The following is a 24,066-nucleotide window of genomic DNA, read 5'->3' on the forward strand; positions in this document are numbered from 1 at the left end:
TTTACGCCTTCGCGTTTTCGGCGTGCTGCTCGGTAATGGCCATCACTTTCATGGTGTTGGTGCCGCCGTGGGCGTTCATGTGGTCCCCACGGGTCAGGATGACGTGATCACCCGGCTTGGCGACGCCCTGCTTCACCAACAGCGTAAGGGCTTGGTCGTTAAGCTCGGTGGCGGTCATTTCCGAGGTATCGAATGGAAGTGAGACCACGCCGCGGTACATGGCCATACGGCGCTGGGCAATCGGATTGTGGGCCAAGCCGACGATGGGCAAGCCCGAGCGGATGCGCGAGGCAATCAGCGGCGTTGTAACCAGAGGCAGTCATGCAGGCAATCGCTACCACGCCTTTCATGTGGTTTGCGGCATACATGGCGGAAAGTGCAATGGTTTCATCCGGGCGGGTAAAGCCTTCGTGGATACGGTGGCCCGACTCTTGGGCGACCCGCTCACGCTCGGCACCCAGGCACACACGCGCCATCGCTTCTACGGTTTCCAGCGGGTAGTCGCCTGCGGCGGTTTCCGCAGAGAGCATGACCGCATCGCTGCCATCCAGCACCGCGTTAGCCACGTCGAAGACTTCAGCACGGGTGGGTAGCGGCGCGGAGATCATGCTCTCCATCATTTGGGTGGCGGTAATCACCGCGCGGTTAAGCGAACGGGCGCGTTTAATCATGCGCTTTTGCACGCCGACCAGTTTGGCATCGCCAATTTCCACGCCGAGGTCGCCACGGGCCACCATTACCGCTTCGGAGGCTTCGATAATGCCATCCAGCGTGGCGTCATCGGCCACGGCTTCGGCGCGCTCCACTTTGGCAACGAGGCCAATTTCCTTGCCCTCTTCACCCAGCAAGCGGCGAGCTTCCAGCATATCCTCCGCAGTACGAGGGAAGGAGATCGCCAAGTAATCGACACCAATCTCAACGGCGGTTTTCAGGTCGGTTTTATCTTTTTCCGTTAGCGCGGGAGCCGATAGCCCGCCGCCCTGCTTGTTAATGCCTTTATGATTAGAGAGCTTGCCGCCCACCACCACCTCGGTGTGTACCTGCTTGCCCCTCTACACGGGGAACATCCAGCACCACGCGGCCATCATCCAGCAGCAGGCGGTCGCCCGCGGTTACATCATCCGCCAGGGTTTTGTAATCGCAGCCGACGCCGTGGATATCACCAGCGTCGCTATCCATGGCCATATCCAGTACAAACGGCTGGCCCTCTTCTAAATAAACCGCCCCCTCTTTAAAGCGGGCAACGCGAATTTTGGGGCCTTGCAAATCACCTAGCGCGGCCACGCTGCGGCCTAGCTGAGCGGCGATTTCACGCACACGGGCAAGGCGGCGACGATGGTCGTCCGCCGTGCCGTGGGAAAAGTTCAAGCGGACCACATCCACCCCCGCCTTCAACATGGCTTCCAGCACGCCTTCACGGTCACTGGCGGGGCCGAGGGTCGCGACAATTTTGGTACGACGAAGGGGGATATGGGTGTTTGCGCTCATAAATGTCCTAACCGTTCATAGAGTAGAGTGTCAGCTTATCAGGATAACCCAACCAAGATGCACTCGCATGCACTTGCGGTGGGCTATTCCGCTAAAGTGACGGTAACATCCAGGGGATATTCGTCACAGTTATTGCCATCCCCACCGCGATCCACCACCAGGAATTCCCCTTCGCGCTCCAGCACCGACTGAATCGCGTGCCAAGTACCGGCGCGGTAGTTCACCCCTTGGCGGCCGTCGGTGACGAACGCCTGCACCTCATTTGGCGCAATGGTGTCGCCAGGCGGTGCCACCACCACAATAAAGCGCTCCTGATGCAGCGGCATAAACGCCTGACTGCCCTGGGGGTGGCGCTCTAAAAACGTGAGATTGAGCGGCAGCGTCACTGGCTGGCTGACAAAAATATTGATCAGCGTTCGAGCGTTGTCGCCGAGGGTTTCTACCCTGGCGAGGTCGTGATGGCGCTGGGTGCGCCCGGCGTTAATCGGAAACGATGCGGAGGTGAGGGCATCGATGACGTCTCCAAAGGGCGCAAACGCCTCCGCCGTTAGCGGTTTTGCCGTCAGATTTAACATAGCATCATCCTAACGAGTGATAGTTGTGGCGGGCTTCCCAACTCAGATTTTGAGCGCCGCATGGCGGTTAACGTCTTTGTACAGCAGGTAGCGGAACGGGCCAGGGCCACCGGCGTAGCACGCCTGAGGGCAGAAGGCGCGTAGCCACATAAAGTCGCCCGCTTCCACTTCGACCCACTGCTGGTTCAAGTGATACACCGCTTTGCCTTCAAGTACGTAGAGGCCGTGTTCCATCACGTGGGTTTCATCAAACGGAATCACGCCGCCCGGCTGAAAAGTAACGATATTGACGTGCATATCGTGGCGCACGTCGTTGGGGTCGACAAAACGCGTCGTGGCCCAGCGGCCTTCGGTGCCCGGCATTTCGATCGGTGCGATCTCCTGCTCATTGGTCACGAAGGCTTTGGGCACTTCCAGACCTTCTACATACTCGTAGGCTTTGCGCACCCAGTGGAAACGCACCGGCTCGTGGGTTTCATTGCGCACCTGCCAGTGGCTGCCAGGTGGAATAAACGCGTAGCCACCTGGGCCCATCGTATGGCGCTCGCCCGCTAAAGTTAGCGTTAACTCACCCTCTACAATAAACAGCACGCCTTCCGCCTGGGGGTCTAGCTCAGGCTTATCGCTACCGCCCTCGGGCTGCACTTCCATGATGTACTGGGAGAAGGTTTCCGCAAACCCTGATAGCGGACGCGCCAGCACCCATAACCGAGTGCCCTCCCAAAACGGCAGGTTGCTGGTCACGATATCGCGCATCACCCCTTTGGGAATCAGTGCGTAGGCTTCGGTAAAGACCGCACGGTCAGCGGTGAGCTGGGTTTGCGGCGGGTGCCCGCCGGTGGGGGCGTAGTAAGTCGTTTTATTCATTATGATGCTGCCTTTTAACGAGTCGGTGCCGGATGATGCTCCGCCCAGTGGCGGGCGATGTCCACCCGGCGTGTCACCCACACTCGGTCGTGGGCTTCAATATGGTCTAAGAAGCGCTGCAGCGCGCGGAAGCGACCCGGACGGCCCAACAAACGGCAGTGCATGCCGATTGAGAGCATTTTCGGCGCCTCTTCCCCTTCGGCATACAGCACATCAAAGGCGTCGCGCAGGTAGGTAAAGAAGTGATCCCCCGTATTGAAACCTTGCGGAGCAGCAAAGCGCATGTCGTTGGTATCTAAGGTGTAAGGCACGATCAGATGGTTATGCTCAGCGCCCTGGCTATCGCTCACCTTCGTCCAAAACGGTAGGTCGTCGCCATAGTAGTCGCTGTCGTAAAGGAAACCACCTTCGTCCAAAATTAAACGGCGCGTATTGGGGCTGTCGCGCCCGGTGTACCAGCCTTCAGGCTTTTCACCGTACAAGCGCTGGAAGATCTCCATGGCTTTTTGCAGATGCTCACGTTCGACATGCTCCGGGGTTTCTTGGTAGTGAATCCAACGGTAGCCGTGGCACGCCACTTCATGGCCAAGCTCTTTAAACGCCTGGGCCACATCCGGATGGCGCTCTAGCGCCATCGCCACCCCAAATACGGTCAGTGGCAACCCACGGCGCTCGAACTCGCGCAGAATACGCCACACGCCAGCGCGGGAGCCGTATTCGTAGATGGACTCCATGCTCAGGTGGCGGTCTGGGTAGCTGGCCGCACCAATAATCTCGGACAAAAACTGCTCCGAGCCTGAATCCCCATGCAGCACGCAGTTCTCGCCGCCCTCCTCATAATTAAGCACAAATTGAACGGCGATCTTGGCCTTGCCTGGCCAGTTAGCGTGGGGCGGCGTGCGGCCATAGCCGATTAAATCGCGAGGGTAATGAGAAGTCATGGTCAGGCTCCTTCAACAAGGCAGAGCGTTTTAGTTTGTATACAAAATAGCCATTTTGAACGGCCATCGCAATTCAACTCAGGGCTAATTAATTGAGATGACGACGCTTTTCGGCTCAAAAGCACGCTAACCCTTTGAAACCTGAACACTTGGTCAACTCTACGAGCGCTAAACCGTTGCATGAAAGGGCTTGCGCATCGCAGAAAAGCGCCCTATTTTCGTATACAAGATAGAAAATATTGTTTACATGCGAGCGCCTCAACGTGCATATACGACTGATTAACCCCAACACCACGGCAGCCATGACGGCCACCATTCGTCTCGCTGCCGAGCAACTGGCCGCCCCATCGACCACCATCAGCGCCACCCAGCCTGACGCAGGCCCTGTCTCTATCGAGAGTCACTTTGATGAAGCGGTCAGCGCGGTGGGCGTGGCCGAAGAGGTGCTGAAAGGCGAGCGCGAGGGCAATATTGATGCCTACGTAGTGGCCTGCTTTGGTGACCCCGGCTTACTGGCTGCCCGCGAGCTGACCCGCGCCCCAGTGATTGGCATTGCCGAAGCCGCCTTTCACATGGCGACCCTGATTAGCACGCGCTTCTCGATTGTGACCACGCTAGGCCGTACCGGCATTATTGCCGAGCACCTTCTTGAGCAGTACGGCTTTAGCCACCACTGCCGCCGCATTCGCGCTGCGGAAATTCCGGTGCTGGATTTAGAAGATCACCCTGACGCCGCCTTTAGCCGGATCGTGCAAGAGTGCTGCCGCGCCCGCGATGAGGATGGCATCGGCGCGATTGTGCTGGGCTGTGGCGGTATGGCGAACCTAACCCACGCCATTAGCCGCGAAGTTGGCCTGCCCGTGGTGGAAGGGGTAAGTGCGGCGCTGAAGCTTGCCGAATCCCTCGTGGGACTGGGCTTACATACCAGTAAATACGGCGATTTAGATTACCCGCGCCCAAAAGCCTTTACTGGCAAGTTTGCTGATTTTTCAAATCTGACGCTGCCCCCCACACGCAGCTGAAACACGTAAAAGCAGCATAAAAACGATAACAACATAACGAATACCGCCATTAGCACAAGCGTCTCCTGGGCAGATAACTGCCCAGGTTACCAATAACATCGATAATCTTGCGAGGACGGTAACATGAGCACTTCAACCTCTGCTCTTACCTCAGATGCAGTACCGGGAGCGGCTAGCCCCGCCACCGCCAAAGCCGTTGGGGCCGAAAGCTTAGCTCCACAAAGCACCCGCATTATGGGGCGCACCTCCTACTTTTTAGCCTGGTTCGGAGGGTGTGTCTCTATCGGCACCTTCGCCATGGGCTCAAGCGTGGTGGGCACGCTCAACCTGCTTCAAGCCACCCTGGCCATCGCCATTGGCTGCTTTGTGATTGGCGTGGCGCTCGCCATTAACGGCGCCGCCGGTTACAAATATGGCATTCCGTTTATGGTGCAAGCACGCAGCGCGTTTGGTTTTACCGGCACGCGTATTCCCGGTTTGGTGCGCGCCCTGCCTGCCATCGTCTGGTATGGTTTTCAAAGCTGGATTGGCGCAGGTGCCCTCAACATGGTGTCGGCGACGCTGTTTGGCTTCGACAACCTAATCTTCTACTTCATTGCTTTCCAGTGCTTGCAAATTGGCCTTTCGGTACTCGGCTTTCAGGGTATTAAGTGGCTGGAAAATATCGGCAGCGCCTTTATTCTCTGCTCGCTGATGTACATGTTCTACGCCACGGTGCAGCGCTACGGTGATGAGCTTTCCACCAGCCTGTTGACCATGGAAGGCTCTTGGGGGATGCCCTTCTGGAGCGCCACCATGCTGTTTTTGGGCATCTACAGCACCATGATGCTGAATGTGAGCGATTACTCCCGTGAGCATAAAAAAGGCACTGGCCAAGGGCTATTAACCACCATTTACGCGATGTCGATTCTGCCCTGCACGCTGTTTATGGGCCTAATTGGCTACATGGTGTCGCAAGCCACCGGCACCGCCGACCCCATCCAGGTATTTGCCAACGCGGTGGATAACACGCCGCTACTGATGATCACACTGCTGTTTATCGCCTTCGCCCAAGTGACCACCAACGTACTCAATAACGTGGTGCCGCCCACTTACGTGCTGATGGACGTGTTCAAGCTCAAGCTTCCCCGTCGCCACCGTCATTGTGGGCCTGCTGGCTTTCGCTACCTTCCCCTGGAAGCTGGTGCAGCCTGAATCGGCCGCAGGGTTGCAGCTCTTTGTACAAACCTACTCCGCGTTCCTTGGCCCCATCTTCGCCATTCTGGTGGTGGACTACTACGTGATTCGCCGCCGCACGCTGGATATCGGCAAGCTCTACGATGAAAACGGCCCCTATCAAGGCATTAACCAAGCGGCGCTGATAGCGACAGCGGTAGGTATTGTCGCAGCGCTCTCTTTCTCGGCGGTCTCTTGGTATGCCAGCCTCATTCCTGCCGGACTGACCTACTACCTGCTGATGAAACACTGGCCCGCCTGCCAGCGATTCACTCAGTAACTCGCCTTGCCAACGCCTGCCACCCTCGCGTGGCAGGCGACCATTTCCGGATAAAGAGCCTTGCAATGAATGAACAACCCAGCCAAAGCGACCTAAACATCCAGCAGATTGATCCAACGCTCTATAACGAAGACCTCGCCCCGCTAAAGCCAGAGCACCGCACCTGGGGCGCTTTTGAGATTTTTAACGTCTGGTCCAACGATATTCAAAGCCTGTTTGGCTACACCCTGGCAGCTTCGCTGTTTCTCTCTTATGGCCTTAACGGCTGGGCTGTGATGGCCGCGATTATTCTAGCCGGGATTATCGTCATGTTTCTGGTCAACCTGACCGGCAAACCCAGCGTGAAATACGGCATTCCCTTCCCGGTCATGGTGCGCGCCAGCATGGGCGTGCGTGGTGCCAACCTGCCCGCCATGCTGCGCGCTATCGTGGGTATTTTCTGGTACGGCGTGCAAACCTACTTCGCCTCCACCGCCGTGGCTCTGCTAATCACCGCGCTGTTTGGCGTGGGCAACGGGGGTACGTTCCTCGGCCTTTCCGGGGTGGCGTGGCTTTCCTTCGTCATCGTGTGGCTGTTTCAGATCGCGATTTTTTGGCAGGGCATTGAGCGCATCAAACACTTCCTGAACTGGGCAGGCCCACTGGTCTATGTGGTAATGGTGGTGTTGATGATCGTGGTATGGGTACAAGCCGGTAGCGAGCTACTGCCCGCCATTGACACCATCTTCAGCGGCAACGGTGAGCAGGGTGGCCTAGGGGCGTTTCTCGCCATTGTGGGTACGATGGTCGCCTACTTCGCTGCAGTGGTGATCAACTTCGGGGACTTTACCCGGTTTGTAAAAACCGAGCGCCAGATGAAGCTAGGCAACCTGCTGGGCCTGCCCTTGAACGTGGCGTTCTTCTGTTTATTGCACTGATTATTACCGCAGGCACGCTAGTACTGTTTGGCGAAGCGCTGACCAACCCGGCGGATATTGTGGAGCGCGTCGATTCGCTGCCGCTGACCATTGTGGCTGCCCTCACCTTCTTTGCCGCTACGGTGGGTATCAACCTCGTTGCTAACTTCATCCCCCCCGCCTACGACTTAGCCAACCTGTTCCCGAGCAAAATCAGCTTCAAGATGGGCGGTTTGATTACCGCCGTGATTGCCTTTTTCGTCGGTGCGCTATGGATCTCGGTGATCAGCCAAATTGGCGTGCCGGGCTTTGTAAATGCGCTGGGCGCTATCGTCGCGCCGTTCTACGGCATCATCGTGGTGGACTACTACCTGATCAAACGCCAGCACCTTAATATGCAGGAGCTGTTTTCCTCAGCCCCCGGCAGCGCCTACTACTACGTCAACGGCTGGAACACCCGCGCTCTTATCGCCTTTGGCGTGGCGGCGATGTTCTCGCTCTCTACCGTATTGGTACCGGCCTTAGCCAGCTTAGGCGGCTATGGCTGGCTGATCGGCGCGGGCTTGGGTGGGGTGTTCTATTACGGGCTGATGAAGCGGTTTAAGGCAGCGCCTGTGATGCCTGAGCAGAAAGCGGGCTAAGCCATGTAGTGATGACTCACCGCACCACAGTCATTCGGAACAGTTAAAAAAGCAAAAAAACCTAAGCCCTTGATTTTAATCACATAAAATCAAGGGCAAACGTCCAATACCTAAGACACAACCCACATCAGAAACGTCCACTGGGGCAACTTGTTTATCGTTGATTGGCAGTAATTTATTAGTGAATCTTTACGTTATACCCAAGTACTCTCAGTCCTTTACTCATTCAGCAATTCCTAGGTGGACAAAGCTCTGGCCTCGCCCACCATTGAAGGCCAGCCTCCAGAGCTTAGGCAGGACTACCTCTATTTTGGCTATAGAAGTCTTCATAAGGTTGCCTTGTACTATCTTTCACTTCGTTGTAATAGTAGACATGTAAGAACTAATCAGCTTGCCACTCAACAGGAACATCTTCATTGAGCCATACAGGACGGCATGCAGGAGCTTTGCTAGCAACATTTTTCAGATAAATGATGCCATTAAAACTTTCTCACAATACTCCATATATTTTCCTATGGAATCTTCACTCTAGACTTGCAGGGAACTTTGATATGACAGCATACAATTAGAACTACTGATTTAAAACCAACTCATATCAAGTTTAAAACTCACAACCAAACTATTACATTTAAACATCGTCAACATCCAACACCTCATGCTCTTTAGCCTTAAGATGCTGCTGCACAAATTTTATATCCAAAAAATGCCCAAAAATAAATTTTAAATAAAGAGAACTTAGAATACGTGGTTGATAATTAGATTTATTTGCCTTCTGAAAAGACTGACGAATTGATAGTGACATTTTATATTCCGAAGTTTGGCCTGTCTTACGTGAAATCTGTATCCTTAATGCTGTATTTAACAAACTCACAGCTACCCTAAACAAGACATCCGACTCAGGGCAGCCTATTCTTTCCAACTTGTAGGAAACGAAAACAGGAATAGTATCCAACACAAAATCAAGCTCTCTGCTTTCAACAATATAATCAGAGTATTTATCAAGAAGACCTTTTAATACAGTAAGGCTTAAGATATCAAACCTAAGGAGAAGATCCCTAAAATCATCATGAAGAGGTATTAATGGCAAACAACCATCTGCATGTAAACCTAATCCATACACTCGATCATCAAAACACACTTCACGAGCAAACTCTGAAGAATAAACATGCATAGAATATATTTTGACACCATAACCAGATACAAAACCTCCAATCAAATTATCAATGGTCAACCAATGTAGGTGTTAGCATTACTGAGCAATATCGTATAAAAAACTGTCTCATCTATACCGCCTTTAAGAGCATTAAGCTCTTGAGGTATATCTACATGCAAAATACTTGAGACATCAAAAACTTTAGCTGAATTTAGGATTAGCTCAAGACCAGATACAAGGAATCCGTAATTATTTTCAACATCTTTCTTTAACGTCCTAAACAAGTTGCCCTGCCTATCCACCCCCATAGACATATAGTCATCAGAAGTGATTACTTCTAGAAACTCTTGAAGATGGTCCCTAGTTTGCTCCGTTATGTAAAAAATCCTCCTTGACATTGCATCAGAAAACCAGTCAGAGCTACATATACTGCCGTATAAATATCTACAACAAACTCTTCTGGACTATTGGAACCACTCTTTTCTACAACTATCGATTTTACTATATCAGGATCAGTAAAAAGCTGAACTGCTGCCCGTACAGGTTCGTGAGTGGAAATAGCATTGCCTTTCATCAACAATGGTATACCTGGAGAAGAAAAAAGATCGTCATTTTTATTAGATGAAAGCCTTTGAAGGTACTCTTGCATAGAACTGAATAGCTTAGATTTATCGCTAGGCAGTTCAAGCATATGAAATGCATCATTGCCATCGTTCAAATCATGTCTTATCTCACATGAAATCTGTAATGCTGCAACATATGGTTCAAGCTTTTCATGCAAAATAATGTCTTGAGGGAACGTCTTATCTATATGACCAACTTCAAGATTTAAAAGAGCCTTCCCAATTGGGCTATCTGAACGTATTATATATTCGCTATCGGGATAATCCCCCCCATTCACTACGATGACCTTTTTTCGTCTTCTCCCATGTGTATACGAGAACGCCTGTACGGCATGTCCAACATTTTTTGGCTTCGGATTTAAATTATCCTTCCCTTTTTTTGTAAGAGTATGACCAAAGTGAAGACCACTATATACCTTCGAAGTTTTAATAGGATTATTTAAGAAAAAGCTGACTAAAATCTCCTCAACTTTCTGAAAATCACAAAAATTAAACATAAATGCAAGCAACTGCACAGAGTCTTCATCATCAATATCTAAAATTTTATCATCGAGTGAATTTAAGAAACCTTTTATATCTTTATCAAGCCTAACCAGTATGTGACATTTTTGTAATAAATATCGAGTAAAATCTCGTCTAATCGCCAATGCTCTTTCAATAGAGTTAAGAGCAGAAACATAATCATTTTCGTAGACTTGAAGGTGTGCTTTAAGCGCCCAATAGAAGCTAGAGTCCTCAGCATCATTATGCAGCTCTGTCATCCTTGCTTTAAAACTCACAAATTGGTGGCTATTATAAAGGGCTATTAAATGCTCTTGCATTAATGGTGAAAGCCATGGATCTTGCTGGGGTAGGACTCCATCAAGCATTTCACAAGCTTCGCTATGAAGACCTAGACGGTTTAAATTATTTATTATCTTAATCGTAATCAATGGATTTGCACTTACAAAAAAATCATCTCCTGTCTTCAGTAATTTAATATAGCCTGATACATCACTCTTAATTTCAAACTGATTGCTAGCTATGGTTGTTTCCAGCAACAAAATTACAAAATTTCTTGTAGCTTCATCAATATCATTTGATAGGCCGCCACCAACTTCAATCCAGCTAACGATATCACTACGATCAAGGTATTCAATAGCAAGCAATGCTTTTTCTGTTTCAACTTCTCTTGATCCAAGGAAGCTGGCTCTAAAATTCATCAGCTCTTCTTTGCTTTCACTAAGAAGGTAAGCCTCCTTGATTGTTCCCTCTAGACGGCTAAAATCACCATTTTTATGTGCATACAAAAAGGCAGCATAGTCAGAATGATCATTTTCCCACTTTGCTACATAATACCATGTCAAGTCATGTAGCTCTTTACAATCAGAGCCAGTATAAGAGAGTAAAGGAATCGCTATATTGAAAACCCTTCGATCCCTACCTTCACATTCTTTTATTAGGTTAGCAACTGGTTCAAAAAGCTCTTCTATAGAGTCTTTTATTTTTTTCTCAATTACCCAATAATGCCTTTCTTTTAGGTCTTGACTGAGACATTGAGCTAGAGCTATATAGTATACAACTTTAGCTTCATAGGTTTCATATGTTGATTTCACTTTCTGTGCTAATTTCAGAGCTGTTTCAGCATTTTCTACTCTAAAACAACCTTTTGTGATGGCAAGCATTTCAATATCAGATAAACTATTATTGCTTGCCTCACGCAATAATTCTTCTTGACTCGCTAAGAATTCGTAAAATTGACATTTCGCTAACTGGCCCGGCAACTCTTCTGCCTTAAATATCTCATCGGCCTCATCTCGCTTTTTCAAGATAAATCTTAACCTAATTATCAATGATAAAAATATATCTCTTTCATCTGGACTTCTACTACCATAATAACATCTAGTTAGTTCAGCATGAATTTCACTTGACTCTGAAACATCAATTAGCCCAGAGATAACTTTCATTACACTAAAGTAAGTCCAAAGTTCCTTACCTGTGCTTCCAGTGCTTTCTATTGTTTCGATTAATTCTCTAGCACCAAAGCTGTCTCCTCTACCTATGAGCTCATAAAATTTAATTGTTACCTGCTTCATTTTTTCAGGTGTTAAATTTTTATATTCGTTATAAACTCCAACAATATTGTGGCCGTTACCATTATGCTCTTGTGAAACCTGTTCATTGATATTTACTTGATTGCTAGCAACGTGACTAGTGGCATGACCACCCTCACTCCACAGAGCTTTTTTGAGTTGAGATATAACTTTCAGCATTAGTAACCCCCTTGCTTAAAATCCAAGTTATCTCTAACCATTTTTAACGCCAACCACATTATCACCTATGCCATTATGAGTTTGTATGATCCTCTGGTCAGTTTTATTAGCATCGATTCTTTCCATAACTTCAACTATCTCTTTAGAGGATTCTACTTCTTGTTTAATGTATCTCTCACTCAATCTCTCTAATTTTTATTTTTCATTAAGCTCTAATATTTTCTCTGCCAATAATTTAAGCTTTGCTTCGTCTTCACTAATCCGCTTAGAGAGTTCATCGACAAGATAGTCCTTGGTGAGGGCTACCCCTTTATCAAGCCCTTTATAAATAACATTGGCGACCACACCACTTAAAACAGACATGCCAAAATCAACCATTTTAATCACCTATTATTGAATTTTATGAGTTGAGTCGAGAATAAAATAGTTACTCATCATTATCAAGGCACAGTGAAACCTTACCAGAATATAACTCTCTGTTTTTAAATTAAAAATCGTTTATTCTTGCGAAAAAAACTGTGTTGCCCTTTTGGTATCGGATGTTACAACATAGATAACCACCAAAAACGCCACCGGATAAGCTCCGGTGGCGTTTTTATGTTAGTGGGGAGTCTTGAGAAGCGGCTTAGCCGTCATTAAAGCTGAGCAGAACTGGGTCGCTACGCGCCAAAAATCTGCTGCAGATCCGGTACGTTCTCTTCCTCTTCAACCATGGAGAGCGAGGCTTCGATGGCTTTGAGGTGGCGGCTCATAAAGGCTTTGGCGCGTTCGCCGTTGCCGGTTTCAAGATAGCCAATCAGGTCGTCGTGATCGTGGGATTCGCAGCCTAGGTGGCCGCGATGGCCGTAAACGGCGAGGATCAGCGATGAGCGCGAGCAGAGGCGTTCAACGAATTCCGCCAGGGTGGCGTTGCCGGAAAGCTGCGCGAGACGCACGTGAAAATCCGCCGAAAGACGAATCGCCACACTCTGCTGACCGCTGCGTAGAGCTTGGCGTTCCTCACGTGCCATGTCGCGAAGCTCCGCTGCCGCCGCTGCGTTCATTCGCCTGGCCACATCGGGCATTAGCCCGCACTCGATCAACTGGCGGGCATCGAACACGTCTTTCGCTTCATCGGCAGTGGGACGCGTTACGCTGGCCCCACGACGCGGGGTCAAGGTAACGAGCTGCTCCAGCGCCAGCCGCTGGAGGATTTTACGAATCCCCGTGCGGCTAATACCGAATACTTCCGCTAGCGCATCTTCGCGCAGCCGAGCACCGGGCTTAAGGCGCTGCTCCACAATGGCATCGCTCACTGACCGGTAAATCGCTTCGTGGCGCTCATCGCCCTCTTTGTCAGAAGGCCTCCGTTTTAACGCCGCCTGCGCATCACTCATAGTGTCTCCTGTCTGCGACTCTGATTACTCCTCCCAGGCCGCAATGATATCGCGCTCTTCGTCCCTCATGTTGGTGATATTACCAAGCGGCATGTAGCGACTGCCAACAACCTGTTGGATTTGCGCCTTGTGACCAAGAATATCGTCCCAGCTATCAAAGGCATAGCCTGCAGGCGGCGCGGAGAAACCGGCATGTTCAGGGTTGCGGGCATGGCACTGGGTGCAGTGTTGTTCAATGAGCCCAGATATCTGCGCTTGCGTGGGCGCTCCGCCAGCGCCTTCTACGGCGGCACGTGGGCTGGGCGCTGCCACCCAGAACGCGAGCAAAATCAGCCCAACGCCTACTGCAGGGTAGGCAGGCTGAATTTTGCCAGCATGCATCAGCACAAAGAACTGACGAATCAGCGCTCCGGCAAAGATAAACAGCACCATCACTACCCAGGAGAGCTCATGGGAGTAGATAAAGGAGTAGTGATTACTCACCATCAGCAACACCACGGGCAGCGTGAAGTAGGTGTTGTGCACCGAACGCTGCTTGCCGCGCTTGCCGTCTAGCGGGTTGGGGGTCTCCCCCGCTTTCATGGCTTTTACCATGCGGCGCTGGCCGGGAATAATCCAGAAGAAGACGTTGGCCGACATCGCCGTGGCCATCACCGCGCCGGTGAGCAGAAATGCCGCCCGCCCGGTAAACATCTGGGTGCTTAGGTAGGCAACCACCACCATCATCACCGCTACGGCAATACTCAGCAGGCCATCGCGCTCCATGTTGGGGCTGATGCGCTTGCACAGCTCGTTGTAAACCACCCAACCGCCTAGCAGGAACCCAAGCGCCAGCAGGTTGGCCTGCCAACCGGTCAGGTTAGCCGCCCAAGCCCAGTTGCTGTCCGGGTTCACTAAGTAGAAACCGGGGTTCACCATGTAGAGAATGACGAACAGCGCGAAACCCGATAGCCATGTGGTATAGGCTTTCCAGAACGACCAGTGCAGGTCGTTGGGCAGCTTGGCCGGGGCCGTGGCATATTTCTGGTTATGATAGAAACCGCCACCATGCACAGCCCACATCTCCCCAAAAACACCCTTTTCACGATCTTCAGCGGCTTTGGGAGTGCGCAGGCCGTTATCCAGCATCACGAAGTAGATCGACTCGCCGATCCAAGCAATCGCTGCGATCACGTGTAACCAGCGCAGCAGTAGATTCATAAACTCGATGATATACGCTTGCATGCCTAGTCCTCTTAGCTACCACGGTAAGTGGAGTAGCCGTAGGGCGAAAGCAGCAACGGTACATGATAGTGCTGGCTAGCATCGGCTACGCCGAAGCGCAGCGGAATAACGTCTAAAAAGCGCGGTTCAGCGGCTTCTACCCCTTGAGCGCGCAGATAGTCTCCAGCGTGGAACACAAGCTCATACTCGCCTGGCGTTAGCGCATCGCCTTCTAAAATGGGGGCATCGCAGCGGCCATCGCTATTAGTAACGGTGGTGCCTAAATGCTCGCGGCTGCCGTCCGCTAGCCGAAAAACCTCAATAGTAATGCCTTGGCCGGGCTGCCCTTTGGCGGTATCCAGCACGTGGGTAGTTAAGCGTCCCATAGCCACTCCTCAATCATTGGATTTGTTGACGTTATTTAACCTATTGGTCAAAGAGTACCGTTGATGCTATTTATTGTATACAGTAATTCCGTTTATGCACCACAGGAGAGTATCAGTGCCTCATCCAACCTCATTACAACTATCACCCGCCCCGAGCCAATGCAGCCTTGAAGCCTTTGTGCAACATTATGGCGATGTTTATGAGCACTCGCCCTGGGTGGCCGAGGCTACTTGGCAACACGGCTTAAGCGAATCTCATGACGCACCAGATGCGCTGGCAGAGCTGATGGGATTAATGCTTCAGCAGGCCACCTCTGAGCAGCAAATTGACGTGATTCAGGCCCACCCAGATCTCGCGGGCAAAGCCGCCTTGGCCGGTGAGCTTACCCAAGACTCAACCAATGAGCAGGCAGGCGCTGGGCTGGATCAGTGCTCACCTAAAGAGTTTGCTCGCTTTGAACAACTAAATGCGGCATATAAAGAAAAATTTGGCTTCCCTTTTGTGATCGCGGTGAAAGGGCTGGACCGCTACGACATACTCGCGGCGTTTGAAGAACGCCTAGAGAACGGCTTAGCCCAGGAGCGCGAAACTGCTATTAAGCAAATTATTCGCATTGCTCGCTTCCGTCTGAGAGCACGCGCTGGCGAGGCGTAGCGCTTTGACCAGGCGGCGCTTTGATCGGGCGGCATACTGCAGCATTAAATATGGCTGGTTGACCCTAAGGGTAATTGCATTTATATCTTGTATACGATTCTATTCGTTTATGGATGCAACAGCATAATGCCACTCATGTTTAATAACGCAATAAAGGCTCACTATGTCTCCTCCGCCCGATCCAAAAACAAATCCAACGCGCACCATTAACCAAAACCCTGACGCCATGCCCCACTTACCCAAGGCAATACCGCTTGGGTTGCAGCACATCATGGCCATGTTCGCCGGTAACGTAACGCCACCTATCATTATTGCCGGTGTGATTGGCGCTTCTCCTGCTGAGCAAATTTTTCTCATCCAAGTAGCGTTGTTTGTAGCAGGCGTTTCTACCCTGGTACAAACCATTGGTATTGGCCCTATTGGCGCACGCTTGCCGATTGTGCAAGGCACGAGCTTTGGTTTTCTCCCTGTTGCTTTACCCCTTGCTAAAGCGTTTGGCCTTCCTGCTGTGCTAGGTGCTTCGTTTGTCGCGGGGCTGCTACAAATTCTACTTGGCGCTTTTTTGAAAAATATTCGCCACTGGTTCTCCACCGTTGTGACCGGTATTGTTCGTACTGCTGATCGGTATTACGCTGATGCCGGTGGGGCGAACTACGCCGCTGGCGGGGTCGGTGCTGATGACTTTGCTTCTCCATCTAACTTGCTGCTGGCATTGTTTGTGCTGAGCGTCACCATCGCAGGGCGTCAATGCGGCAAAGGATTTATTAAAGCGTCCTCTATTCTCTTTGGGCTAGTAGCAGGCTATTTGGTGGCTATTGCGCTGGGTAAGGTAGACTTTACCTCGCTCACTAGCGCTGCTTGGTTTGCCCTGCCCAAACCTCTTGAGTATGGCATGACCTTCTCAGGCACCGCGATTCTAGGCATGACCCTGATTATGTTCGTTGTGGGCTTAGAAACAATCGGCAATATCTCTGCCATTACCACCGGCGGTGCGGGCCGCCCAGCGAAAGATAGCGAGCTTTCCGGCGGTGTCATGGCGGATGGCGTGGCAACCTCGTTTGCGGCTATCTTTAATACGCTGCCCAATACTGCTTACGCGCAAAATGTGGGATTAATCACCCTGACGGGGGTAGTGAGTCGCCATGTAGTCACCATCGGCGGTTTACTGCTGATTGCGATGGGTCTTTTCCCTAAGCTCGGTGGCTTAGTCGCTGCTATGCCCCACGCCGTACTAGGCGGTGCGGGTGTGGTGATGTTCGGCATGATTGCATCGGCAGGTTTAAAAATTATCAAGGAGTGCGAACTGGATCAGCGCAATATGTTGATTATCGCGGTGTCACTCAGCTTGGGCATTGGCTTACCGGCGGTGGAAGCCATTTCGGAAACGATGCCAGGGCAGTTAGGGCTGTTGTTGAAGTCGGGCTTGGTACCTGCCGCACTAGCGGCGCTGCTGTTAGACGCTATCTTGCCGGGCAAACCTGACCGCAAAGAGAAGCTAGCGAAGGGCCAAGCAGCCAGTCAAACACAGCCATAACCTTTAACGAAGCGTGTTTGCTAGCAACAAAAATGCCGCGCTCATCAATGGCGCGGCATTTTCGTTCAAGCCTAGCGGTTTAGTGTTTGGCTGTGTCTGCTGCTTTCTTGGTAACTTCTTCGGCTTTCTTTTGACTCTCTTGCATAAAGCTTTGGCTGAGAGAGGTCACTTTTTCAGAGTCCCCTTTCATACGCTCTATCAAATCAGCCGCCACTTTCTGTTGGCTCTCCATCGCCTTTTTGAAGCTATCTGCATCTTTTACATCTAGCCAAGTACGCGCTTGTGAAATGGTCATATCAGAGTAAGCGCGGGCGGCATCAATTTGGGCGCTGACCAGTTGCTCATAATAATCCAGCGCTGCGAGCGTATACGAACGCATCGGTGATGCTAAGATGGATTCAAACTGCTGATTGGTTTTCTCTGTAGTCTTGTTCATTACGCACTCTCCTTGGGTGAGCTAGCGAATCGGCATACCCAGCAGGTGGCCGATGGTTGGCAATGACTGTATTACACCCAAGCTAGCAGCGCTTTTTGTGCAGCGCAACATGATTTTTCATCATGCTACATGCTCAGCTTATCTAACGCTCACCGAACATAACGCAACGGCTTTTTTAACGGTTACCGAACAGGTGCTTACGGGCTTCATCATCCATAACAACGCCTGCTTGCGGGTTAATATCCTCGACTAATGCGTACGCTTTTCGTACAGCAGGACGTTGCGATACCTCTTCAAACCAGCGTTCAAGATCGGGGAACTCTTCCAAGGTTTGACGCTGCTTCTCCCAGGGCACAATCCAGGGGTAGATCGCCATATCCGCAATGGAGTAGCGGTCGCCGCCAACATAATGCTGCTGAGAGAGCCGTTGATCCAGCACGCTGTAGAGCCGGTTGGTCTCGCGTACATAGCGCTCTAGGGCGTACTAAATTTTCTGCGGTGCGTAGTGGCAAAAGTGATGGTTCTGGCCCGCCATAGGGCCAAGCCCACCCACCTGCCAGTGCAGCCACTGCAGTACTACATAGCGTTCTCGCCCTTCTGCTGGCAGAAATTGCCCTGTCTTATCGGCGAGATATTCAAGAATCGCACCTGACTCAAACAGCGCCATCGGCTGGCCGCCGTCTTGGGGGGAGTGGTCAACAATGGCGGGAATGCGGTTATTAGGAGCAATGGTTAGAAACTCAGGGGCAAACTGCTCGCCGCGGCCAATGTTAACGGGCTTAACACGGTAAGCCAGCTTTGCCTCTTCAAGCATGATGGAGATTTTATGGCCATTCGGGGTTGTCCAGTAATACAGGTCAATCATTGCCATCTCCTTTCACACTAACGGACTACGCCGTTAGTGTTGCCTGTGGGTGTTAGGCGGCCAGTGGCCGCCTTACCTATTATAGATCACGAATCGTCATGGCTTTGCCAGCGACTGCATCATGCACCTCTAGCATACGCGCAAACCACGCTGCCACAGGGTCACTTTCTTCTACGAGCGGCTCGGTAGAAACGGTATAGGCCCACATCATGCTGCCAAACAGCAAGTAATCCGCACCGCTGGGCGTTTCACCATCCAAAAATAGGCTCTCTTTCAGTTGAGCGCTTACCGGTACCAGTGCCTGTTTAAGCTGCTGGCGCCCCTGCTCCGGATTGCTGACGGCTTCTAAGGTAGCGCCAAAACGCGCCTCCCGGGTTTTACGGAAGTAAGCGCGGTCATCAGGGTGAATTGCCTCTAAGAGATCTAACACCACAATCTTGAACAGCGCAGGCGTAATGCTTCGCTCTACCAGCTGTTTAAAAAACATCACGCGCTGAAGGCTTACACCCTCGCCCAGCACCGGGGCTTCGGGGTAGGCGCGGTCCAGATAGCGCATGATCTCGAAGCTATCGGTCACTACCGTGTCGCCATCGGTCAACACGGGCACTTTGTCGTAGTTGGCAAACGCCAGCGCCTCTTTTTCTTGGAAACGCCAGGCTACTGTTGCGTAGTCCAACCCCTTTATGGGCAAGCGCCATACGTACCCGCCAGCAATAAGGCGAAAAGCGTAGGCGCTCATCACGGCCGCAGAGGTCATAAAGTGTTATTGCCATATTGTTAGTTCTCCTTTTTTACAGGGGTCAATCCGCTACCTACAGTGAGTCTAAGTGATTAGCGACGCAAGCGACGTTCGTAACCCACCGCGCGAAGGCCTGCTGCACTGTCTATTAGTCTAATGACTGTTGCTGTATTAACACTCTGATGTAATGTTTAAAACATCTTAAAAACAACATGTTAAATTAAAACGACCGCTTAAATCATGCTCAAAACGGCCCACATTAACTGGTAAGACCAATTTTCCAATGTAGTCATTCTGCCCGCCTAACCGTATCTTTCACGCTGACCCAACTATCATTGAAATGACAAGTTGGCTACTGCGGAGCATACCAAATCAATAACAAGGGGCCGTTCCTCCCATGAATGAAACTATACTCGCTCTACTGGCATTTCTGCCGCTATTGCTGGCTGGGATTTTGCTCATAGGCTTTAAAATTCCTGCCAAAATAGCGATGCCGATTGTCTTCCTTACGGCAGCCATTATTGGTCTGACCGCATGGGATATGTCGTTTAGCCGCGTGGCGGCATCCACTATACAGGGCCTCATCCAAACCGCTGGCCTGCTGTGGATTATCTTCGGCGCTATCTTGCTGCTCAACACGCTAAAGCACTCGGGCGGTATTACTGCCATTCGTAACGGCTTTTCGGGCATTAGCCCAGACCGTCGCGTACAGGCGCTGATTGTTGCTTGGTTGTTTGGCTGCTTTATTGAAGGCGCGTCCGGTTTCGGTACGCCGGCGGCCGTGGCAGCCCCGCTGATGGTGGCATTAGGCTTCCCAGCACTGGCGGCGGTGGTCGTGGGTATGATGATCCAATCCACGCCAGTGTCGTTTGGCGCCGTGGGTACGCCTATTGTGGTGGGTGTGGGCAGCGGCTTGAACCGTGCCGACATTACCGCGCAGCTAGAAGCGAACGGCTCTACCTGGGACGTGTTTTTCCAGCAGGTGACCAGCTCTGTCGCGATCACACACGGTATCGTTGGTATTTTAATGCCACTGATTCTGGTACTGGTGATGGTGCGCTTCTTCGGTGCCAACCGCTCTTGGAAAGAAGGGCTGTCTATTACGCCTTTCGCGATCTTTACCGGTATTTCCTTCGTGGTGCCTTACATGCTGGTGGGCGTGCTGCTTGGGCCGGAATTCCCCTCCATGATTGGCGCGATGGTGGGCTTAGCGATTGTGGTGCCTGCTGCACGTAAAGGCTTCCTGCTGCCCAAAGATACCTGGGACTTCCCAGAATCGACCGCTTGGCCGGATGAGTGGATCGGCAACTTGCAAATCAAGCTTGACGATGTGGCCGGTAAAGCACCGATGTCGACCTTTAAAGGTTGGGTGCCTTACGTACTGCTCGCTCTGTTCCTGGTGGCCTCACGCACCATCGAGCCGCTCAAAGCTGCGTTAACCTCCATCAACCTGAACTGGGCTGATATCTTCGGCGAAGCAGGCGTTAGCGGTGGCATCCAGCCGCTCTACCTGCCCGGCGGTATCATCTTAGCGGTCGTGCTGGTGACTTACTTCCTGCACCGCATGAACCCACGCCAGCTGAGTGCTGCGGTATCAGAATCGACCAAAACCATTTTTGGTGCGGGCTTCGTCCTGATCTTCACCGTGCCAATGGTACGGATCTTGATTAACTCTGGCGTTAACGGTGCCGATTAGTCTCAATGCCCGTCATGATGGCGCAAGCGGTGGCTAACGGTGTGGGCGGTATCTACCCGTTCTTTGCCCCGGCGGTGGGGGCCATGGGCGCCTTTTTTGCAGGCTCCAATACGGTGTCTAACCTGATGCTGGCGGAGTTCCAGTTTAGCGTGGCCGAAACGCTTGGGCTCTCCACGGCGATGATGGTCGCACTGCAAGCCGTGGGTGCTGCCGCAGGTAACATGATCGCAACTCACAACGTCGTGGCGGCGTCTGCTACCGTCGGCCTACTCGGCCGCGAGGGCACCACCATTCGTAAAACGATCATCCCGACCATCTACTACCTGGTCTTCACCGGCATTATCGCGCTGATCGCGTTTTATGTCTTAGGTGTGACTGACCCGCTGATGTAAGGAGTAGCTTTACCCCACGATAGGAACGCCTGGGTAGCCTTAGGGCTACCCAGCACTATATTTAAAAAGACGAATCTCTCCCTCACCGACCACTCTCGACACTTTATGAAAAATACTTCCAAAAGCACCCACATATTATGGAAATATTTTCCATCAAGTGATTAGATAGCTGTCTATCCTCCTCACCCAGAGGAGTTACCATGAATATCCTATTCGACGAGCGCCTTGATGGTGAGCTTGTCCGCCGTGATAAAGCTGAGGTGCTTAGCGACCTGCAAGGCGCCGTGCCCTCATTAACGCTGCTGCATCGGGAAGAAGATTTACGCCCTTTCGAGTGCGATGGCTTAGCCGCTTACCGCGTGCTGCCGATGTTGGTGGCCCTGCCGGAAACGCTGGCACAGGTCGAAGGCCTGTTAAAGCGCTGCCATGCACTGGGCGTACCAGTGGTGACCCGAGTCGCAGGCACCGGCCTTTCCGGTGGCGCGCTGCCGCTTGAGCAGGGCGTGCTGCTGGTCATGTCGAGGTTCAACCAAATTATTGCCGTTGACCCCGACGCGCGCATTGCCCGCGTTCAGCCTGGGGTGCGCAACCTTGCCATTTCCGAGGCGGCCGCCCCTTACGGGCTTTACTACGCCCCGGACCCCTCTTCGCAAATCGCCTGCTCAATTGGCGGCAACGTCGCCGAAAATGCCGGCGGCGTGCACTGCCTGAAGTACGGCCTCACCGTGCATAACGTGATGCGGGTGGATGTGCTGACCATTGAAGGCGAGCACATGACGCTGGGCTCTGAAGCCCTGGATGCGCCCGGCTTTGATCTCGTGGCCCTGATGAACGGTTCAGAAGGCATGCTCGGGGTGGTCACGGAAATCACCGTGAAGCTGCTGCCCAAGCCGGAAACCGCCAAAGTGCTGATGGCCAGCTTCGATGATATCGAAAAAGCGGGCAGCGCGGTGGGCGACATCATTGCCGCAGGCATTATCCCCGGTGGCCTGGAAATGATGGATAAGCTCGCCATCAAAGCCGCCGAAGATTTCATCAAGGCAGGCTACCCCGTGGAGGCCGAAGCCATTCTGCTCTGTGAGCTGGACGGTGTGGAAGCCGATGTGGACGACGACTGCGACCCCGTGCGCCGCGTACTGGAAAAGGCCGGAGCCACTAACATTCAACGGGCGCGGGACGAGGCCGAGCGCGCCAAGTTCTGGGCCGGACGCAAGAATGCCTTCCCTGCCGTAGGCCGTATGTCACCCGACTACTACTGCATGGATGGCACCATTCCCCGCCGCGAGCTGCCGCGCGTGTTGAAAGGCATTGCCGCACTTTCAGAAGAGAGCGGCCTGCCCGTGGCCAACGTATTCCACGCGGGTGACGGCAATATGCATCCGCTGATCCTGTTCGATGCCAACAAAGAGGGCCAGCTTGCCCTGGCTGAAGACGTAGGCGGCAAGATCCTGGAGCTATGCGTAGCCGCCGGTGGCTCGATTACCGGCGAGCATGGCGTGGGGCGCGAAAAAATCAACCAGATGTGCAGCCAGTTCCAGCCTGATGAGCTGACGGTCTTCCACGCGCTAAAAGCGGCGTTCGACCCCAAACGGCTGCTCAACCCAGGGAAAAACATTCCCACCCTGGCGCGCTGTGCCGAATTTGGCGCGATGCATGTGCATAACAACGAGTTACCGCATCCAGAACTGCCACGCTTCTGATGCTATAAGGATCGACCATGACCGAACTAGCGATACACGCTGCCGACCTGGATATCGCCAATGAGCTGTGCGAACAGGTTCGTAGCGCCTACCACGACCGCACCCCGCTACGCATTGTAGCGGGCAACACCCGGGCCTTTTATGGCCGCCCGGTGGAAGGCACGGAACTCAATGTCGCAGCGCATAGCGGCATCGTCTCTTACGACCCTATCGAACTCGTCGTCACGGTGCGGGCAGGCACCCGCTTGAGCGCGCTGAACGCGGCGCTGGCAGAAAAACATCAGATGCTGCCTTTCGAGCCGCCCATTTTTGGCGACGCCAGCACCATTGGCGGTGCGGTGGCCACCGGTATGTCCGGCCCTCGCCGCCCTTGGGCAGGTGCTGCACGGGATTTCGTCCTGGGCACGCGAGTGATTACCCAAGAAGGCAAACTGCTGCGCTTTGGCGGCGAAGTGATGAAAAACGTGGCCGGCTATGACCTTTCTCGCATGATGGCAGGTGCCCAGGGCACGCTGGGCGTGCTGGCCGATATCTCGTTTAAGGTGCTGCCCATTCCCACCGCCAGCCACAGCCTGCGCCTTGAAATGGGCTTGCAAGATGCCTTAGCGAAGCTCTCTGAGGTTGGCCGCCAGCCGCTGCCTATTACCGCTGCGGCATGGCACGCAGGTGAGCTGTTTATTCGGCTGGAAGGCGGTGAAAGCTCCGTCAAGGCCACGAAAGAGCGCCTGGGCGGTGAAGCGCTCTCTGCGGATTTCTGGCAACAGCTTCGTGACCAGCAGCATGGCTTTTTCAGCCTCAACGAAGGGCAAGCACTGTGGCGCCTCTCGCTACCGCCCCATACCCCAGCGCTAGAGCTCGCCGTTGATGAAAGCGATATCTTCTATGATTGGGGCGGCAGCCAGCGCTGGGTGAAAACCGCACTACCCGCAGACACGCTGCGCGATGAATGCCAGAAGGCCGGTGGCCACGCTACCTGCTACACCCCGCATGCCCAAGGGGGCGCGGAGTCACCGTTTACTCCGCTGAATGCTGTGGTCGAGAAGTACCATCGCAACCTGAAGGCCGAGCTGGATGCCCACGGCATTTTCAACCCTGGTCGTCTTTATGCGGCATTTTAATCAGGAGAGCTGA

The 24,066-nt window shown here is 52.4% G+C and carries 17 protein-coding genes and 6 pseudogenes; 8 read left to right on the forward strand and 15 right to left on the reverse strand.

Annotated features, from left to right (window positions below):
* Position 1: 1 nt before the first annotated feature.
* The 4 genes and pseudogenes from pyk to puuE all read right to left on the reverse strand — a co-directional run bounded on the left by pyk (position 2) and on the right by puuE (position 3,871).
* Positions 2-1,488 (reverse strand): annotated as a pseudogene (gene pyk / locus B4967_RS06380) (pyruvate kinase).
* An 83-nt stretch (positions 1,489-1,571) separates the two neighbouring features.
* On the reverse strand, positions 1,572-2,063 hold the full coding sequence (locus B4967_RS06385) for an ureidoglycolate lyase (protein WP_083024252.1): 492 nt from the start codon (positions 2,061-2,063) through the stop codon (positions 1,572-1,574).
* Between the two features lie 42 nt (positions 2,064-2,105).
* Complete coding sequence (locus tag B4967_RS06390) at positions 2,106-2,930, reverse strand: bifunctional allantoicase/(S)-ureidoglycine aminohydrolase (protein WP_083024254.1); 825 nt, start codon at positions 2,928-2,930, stop codon at positions 2,106-2,108.
* 14 nt (positions 2,931-2,944) lie between these two features.
* Positions 2,945-3,871 carry an allantoinase PuuE gene (puuE, locus tag B4967_RS06395; RefSeq protein ID WP_083024255.1) on the reverse strand — a complete coding sequence of 309 codons (927 nt, stop codon included), beginning with the start codon at positions 3,869-3,871 and terminating at the stop codon, positions 2,945-2,947.
* A 263-nt stretch (positions 3,872-4,134) separates the two neighbouring features.
* On the opposite strand from puuE, the gene B4967_RS06400 reads away from it, so the two are divergent.
* The 3 genes and pseudogenes from B4967_RS06400 (at position 4,135) to B4967_RS06410 (ending at position 7,925) form a co-directional block, all read left to right on the forward strand.
* Positions 4,135-4,893, forward strand: a complete 759-nt coding sequence (locus B4967_RS06400) for an aspartate/glutamate racemase family protein (RefSeq protein ID WP_083024388.1) — start codon at positions 4,135-4,137, stop codon at positions 4,891-4,893.
* A 123-nt stretch (positions 4,894-5,016) separates the two neighbouring features.
* A pseudogene (locus B4967_RS06405) lies at positions 5,017-6,388 on the forward strand (NCS1 family transporter).
* 65 nt (positions 6,389-6,453) lie between these two features.
* Positions 6,454-7,925: pseudogene (locus B4967_RS06410) on the forward strand (NCS1 family nucleobase:cation symporter-1).
* A 628-nt stretch (positions 7,926-8,553) separates the two neighbouring features.
* Here B4967_RS06410 and B4967_RS06415 read toward each other — a convergent pair.
* The 8 genes from B4967_RS06415 to uraH all read right to left on the reverse strand — a co-directional run bounded on the left by B4967_RS06415 (position 8,554) and on the right by uraH (position 14,918).
* The gene (locus B4967_RS06415; protein WP_139794424.1) at positions 8,554-9,156 is read right to left on the reverse strand and encodes a hypothetical protein; all 603 of its coding nucleotides are present in this window, start codon (positions 9,154-9,156) and stop codon (positions 8,554-8,556) included.
* A complete protein-coding gene (locus B4967_RS06420) occupies positions 9,153-9,392 on the reverse strand; it encodes a hypothetical protein (RefSeq protein ID WP_083024258.1) in 240 nt (79 codons plus the stop codon). Before B4967_RS06420 ends, B4967_RS06415 begins: the two co-directional genes overlap by 4 nt.
* 59 nt (positions 9,393-9,451) lie before the next feature.
* Positions 9,452-11,953, reverse strand: a complete 2,502-nt coding sequence (locus B4967_RS06425; protein WP_083024260.1) for a hypothetical protein — start codon at positions 11,951-11,953, stop codon at positions 9,452-9,454.
* A gap of 33 nt (positions 11,954-11,986) precedes the next feature.
* Positions 11,987-12,136 (reverse strand): hypothetical protein, encoded by a 150-nt coding sequence (locus B4967_RS21230; RefSeq protein WP_422821842.1) that lies wholly within the window; start codon positions 12,134-12,136, stop codon positions 11,987-11,989.
* Positions 12,137-12,148: 12 nt separating this feature from the next.
* A complete protein-coding gene (locus B4967_RS21235; protein ID WP_083024262.1) occupies positions 12,149-12,331 on the reverse strand; it encodes a hypothetical protein in 183 nt (60 codons plus the stop codon).
* Positions 12,332-12,612: 281 nt separating this feature from the next.
* Entirely contained in the window at positions 12,613-13,329 is a 717-nt protein-coding gene (locus tag B4967_RS06435; RefSeq protein WP_083024264.1) for a GntR family transcriptional regulator, read from the reverse strand.
* A gap of 24 nt (positions 13,330-13,353) precedes the next feature.
* Positions 13,354-14,553, reverse strand: a complete 1,200-nt coding sequence (locus B4967_RS06440) for a urate hydroxylase PuuD (protein ID WP_083024266.1) — start codon at positions 14,551-14,553, stop codon at positions 13,354-13,356.
* A gap of 11 nt (positions 14,554-14,564) precedes the next feature.
* Positions 14,565-14,918, reverse strand: coding sequence for a hydroxyisourate hydrolase (gene uraH / locus B4967_RS06445; protein ID WP_083024267.1), 354 nt, complete (start codon positions 14,916-14,918; stop codon positions 14,565-14,567).
* Between the two features lie 115 nt (positions 14,919-15,033).
* Here uraH and uraD point away from each other — a divergent pair, with 115 nt between their 5' ends.
* Entirely contained in the window at positions 15,034-15,573 is a 540-nt protein-coding gene (uraD, locus tag B4967_RS06450; RefSeq protein ID WP_083024269.1) for a 2-oxo-4-hydroxy-4-carboxy-5-ureidoimidazoline decarboxylase, read from the forward strand.
* Between the two features lie 163 nt (positions 15,574-15,736).
* Positions 15,737-17,107: a uracil-xanthine permease family protein gene (locus tag B4967_RS06455; protein ID WP_083024270.1), complete on the forward strand. Its 1,371-nt coding sequence runs from the start codon at positions 15,737-15,739 to the stop codon at positions 17,105-17,107.
* A 79-nt stretch (positions 17,108-17,186) separates the two neighbouring features.
* Here B4967_RS06455 and B4967_RS06460 read toward each other — a convergent pair whose 3' ends face one another.
* The 3 genes and pseudogenes from B4967_RS06460 to B4967_RS06470 form a co-directional block, all read right to left on the reverse strand.
* Positions 17,187-17,543: a phasin family protein gene (locus tag B4967_RS06460; protein ID WP_083024272.1), complete on the reverse strand. Its 357-nt coding sequence runs from the start codon at positions 17,541-17,543 to the stop codon at positions 17,187-17,189.
* 175 nt (positions 17,544-17,718) lie between these two features.
* Positions 17,719-18,408 (reverse strand): annotated as a pseudogene (locus B4967_RS06465) (glutathione binding-like protein).
* Positions 18,409-18,487: 79 nt separating this feature from the next.
* Positions 18,488-19,181: pseudogene (locus B4967_RS06470) on the reverse strand (glutathione S-transferase family protein).
* A gap of 363 nt (positions 19,182-19,544) precedes the next feature.
* Between B4967_RS06470 and B4967_RS06475 the strand changes: the two are divergent.
* The 3 genes and pseudogenes from B4967_RS06475 to glcE all read left to right on the forward strand — a co-directional run bounded on the left by B4967_RS06475 (position 19,545) and on the right by glcE (position 24,053).
* A pseudogene (locus B4967_RS06475) lies at positions 19,545-21,235 on the forward strand (L-lactate permease).
* 200 nt (positions 21,236-21,435) lie between these two features.
* On the forward strand, positions 21,436-22,935 hold the full coding sequence (gene glcD, locus B4967_RS06480) for a glycolate oxidase subunit GlcD (protein ID WP_083024274.1): 1,500 nt from the start codon (positions 21,436-21,438) through the stop codon (positions 22,933-22,935).
* 17 nt (positions 22,936-22,952) lie between these two features.
* Complete coding sequence (gene glcE / locus B4967_RS06485; protein ID WP_083024276.1) at positions 22,953-24,053, forward strand: glycolate oxidase subunit GlcE; 1,101 nt, start codon at positions 22,953-22,955, stop codon at positions 24,051-24,053.
* Positions 24,054-24,066 lie beyond the last annotated feature (13 nt).

The sequence above is a fragment of the Vreelandella lionensis genome, assembly GCF_002087295.1.
GTDB classification, from domain to species: domain Bacteria; phylum Pseudomonadota; class Gammaproteobacteria; order Pseudomonadales; family Halomonadaceae; genus Vreelandella; species Vreelandella lionensis.

Bases quoted from the DNA above. Each gene is read 5' to 3' on its own strand.
- B4967_RS06385 (WP_083024252.1), bottom strand. From the start codon at position 2,063: ATGTTAAATCTGACGGCAAAACCGCTAACGGCGGAGGCGTTTGCGCCC.
- B4967_RS06390 (WP_083024254.1), bottom strand. From the start codon at position 2,930: ATGAATAAAACGACTTACTACGCCCCCACCGGCGGGCACCCGCCGCAA.
- puuE (WP_083024255.1), bottom strand. From the start codon at position 3,871: ATGACTTCTCATTACCCTCGCGATTTAATCGGCTATGGCCGCACGCCG.
- B4967_RS06420 (WP_083024258.1), bottom strand. From the start codon at position 9,392: ATGTCTATGGGGGTGGATAGGCAGGGCAACTTGTTTAGGACGTTAAAG.
- B4967_RS06425 (WP_083024260.1), bottom strand. From the start codon at position 11,953: ATGCTGAAAGTTATATCTCAACTCAAAAAAGCTCTGTGGAGTGAGGGT.
- B4967_RS21235 (WP_083024262.1), bottom strand. From the start codon at position 12,331: ATGGTTGATTTTGGCATGTCTGTTTTAAGTGGTGTGGTCGCCAATGTT.
- B4967_RS06435 (WP_083024264.1), bottom strand. From the start codon at position 13,329: ATGAGTGATGCGCAGGCGGCGTTAAAACGGAGGCCTTCTGACAAAGAG.
- B4967_RS06440 (WP_083024266.1), bottom strand. From the start codon at position 14,553: ATGCAAGCGTATATCATCGAGTTTATGAATCTACTGCTGCGCTGGTTA.
- uraH (WP_083024267.1), bottom strand. From the start codon at position 14,918: ATGGGACGCTTAACTACCCACGTGCTGGATACCGCCAAAGGGCAGCCC.
- B4967_RS06455 (WP_083024270.1), top strand. From the start codon at position 15,737: ATGTCTCCTCCGCCCGATCCAAAAACAAATCCAACGCGCACCATTAAC.
- B4967_RS06460 (WP_083024272.1), bottom strand. From the start codon at position 17,543: ATGAACAAGACTACAGAGAAAACCAATCAGCAGTTTGAATCCATCTTA.
- glcD (WP_083024274.1), top strand. From the start codon at position 21,436: ATGAATATCCTATTCGACGAGCGCCTTGATGGTGAGCTTGTCCGCCGT.
- glcE (WP_083024276.1), top strand. From the start codon at position 22,953: ATGACCGAACTAGCGATACACGCTGCCGACCTGGATATCGCCAATGAG.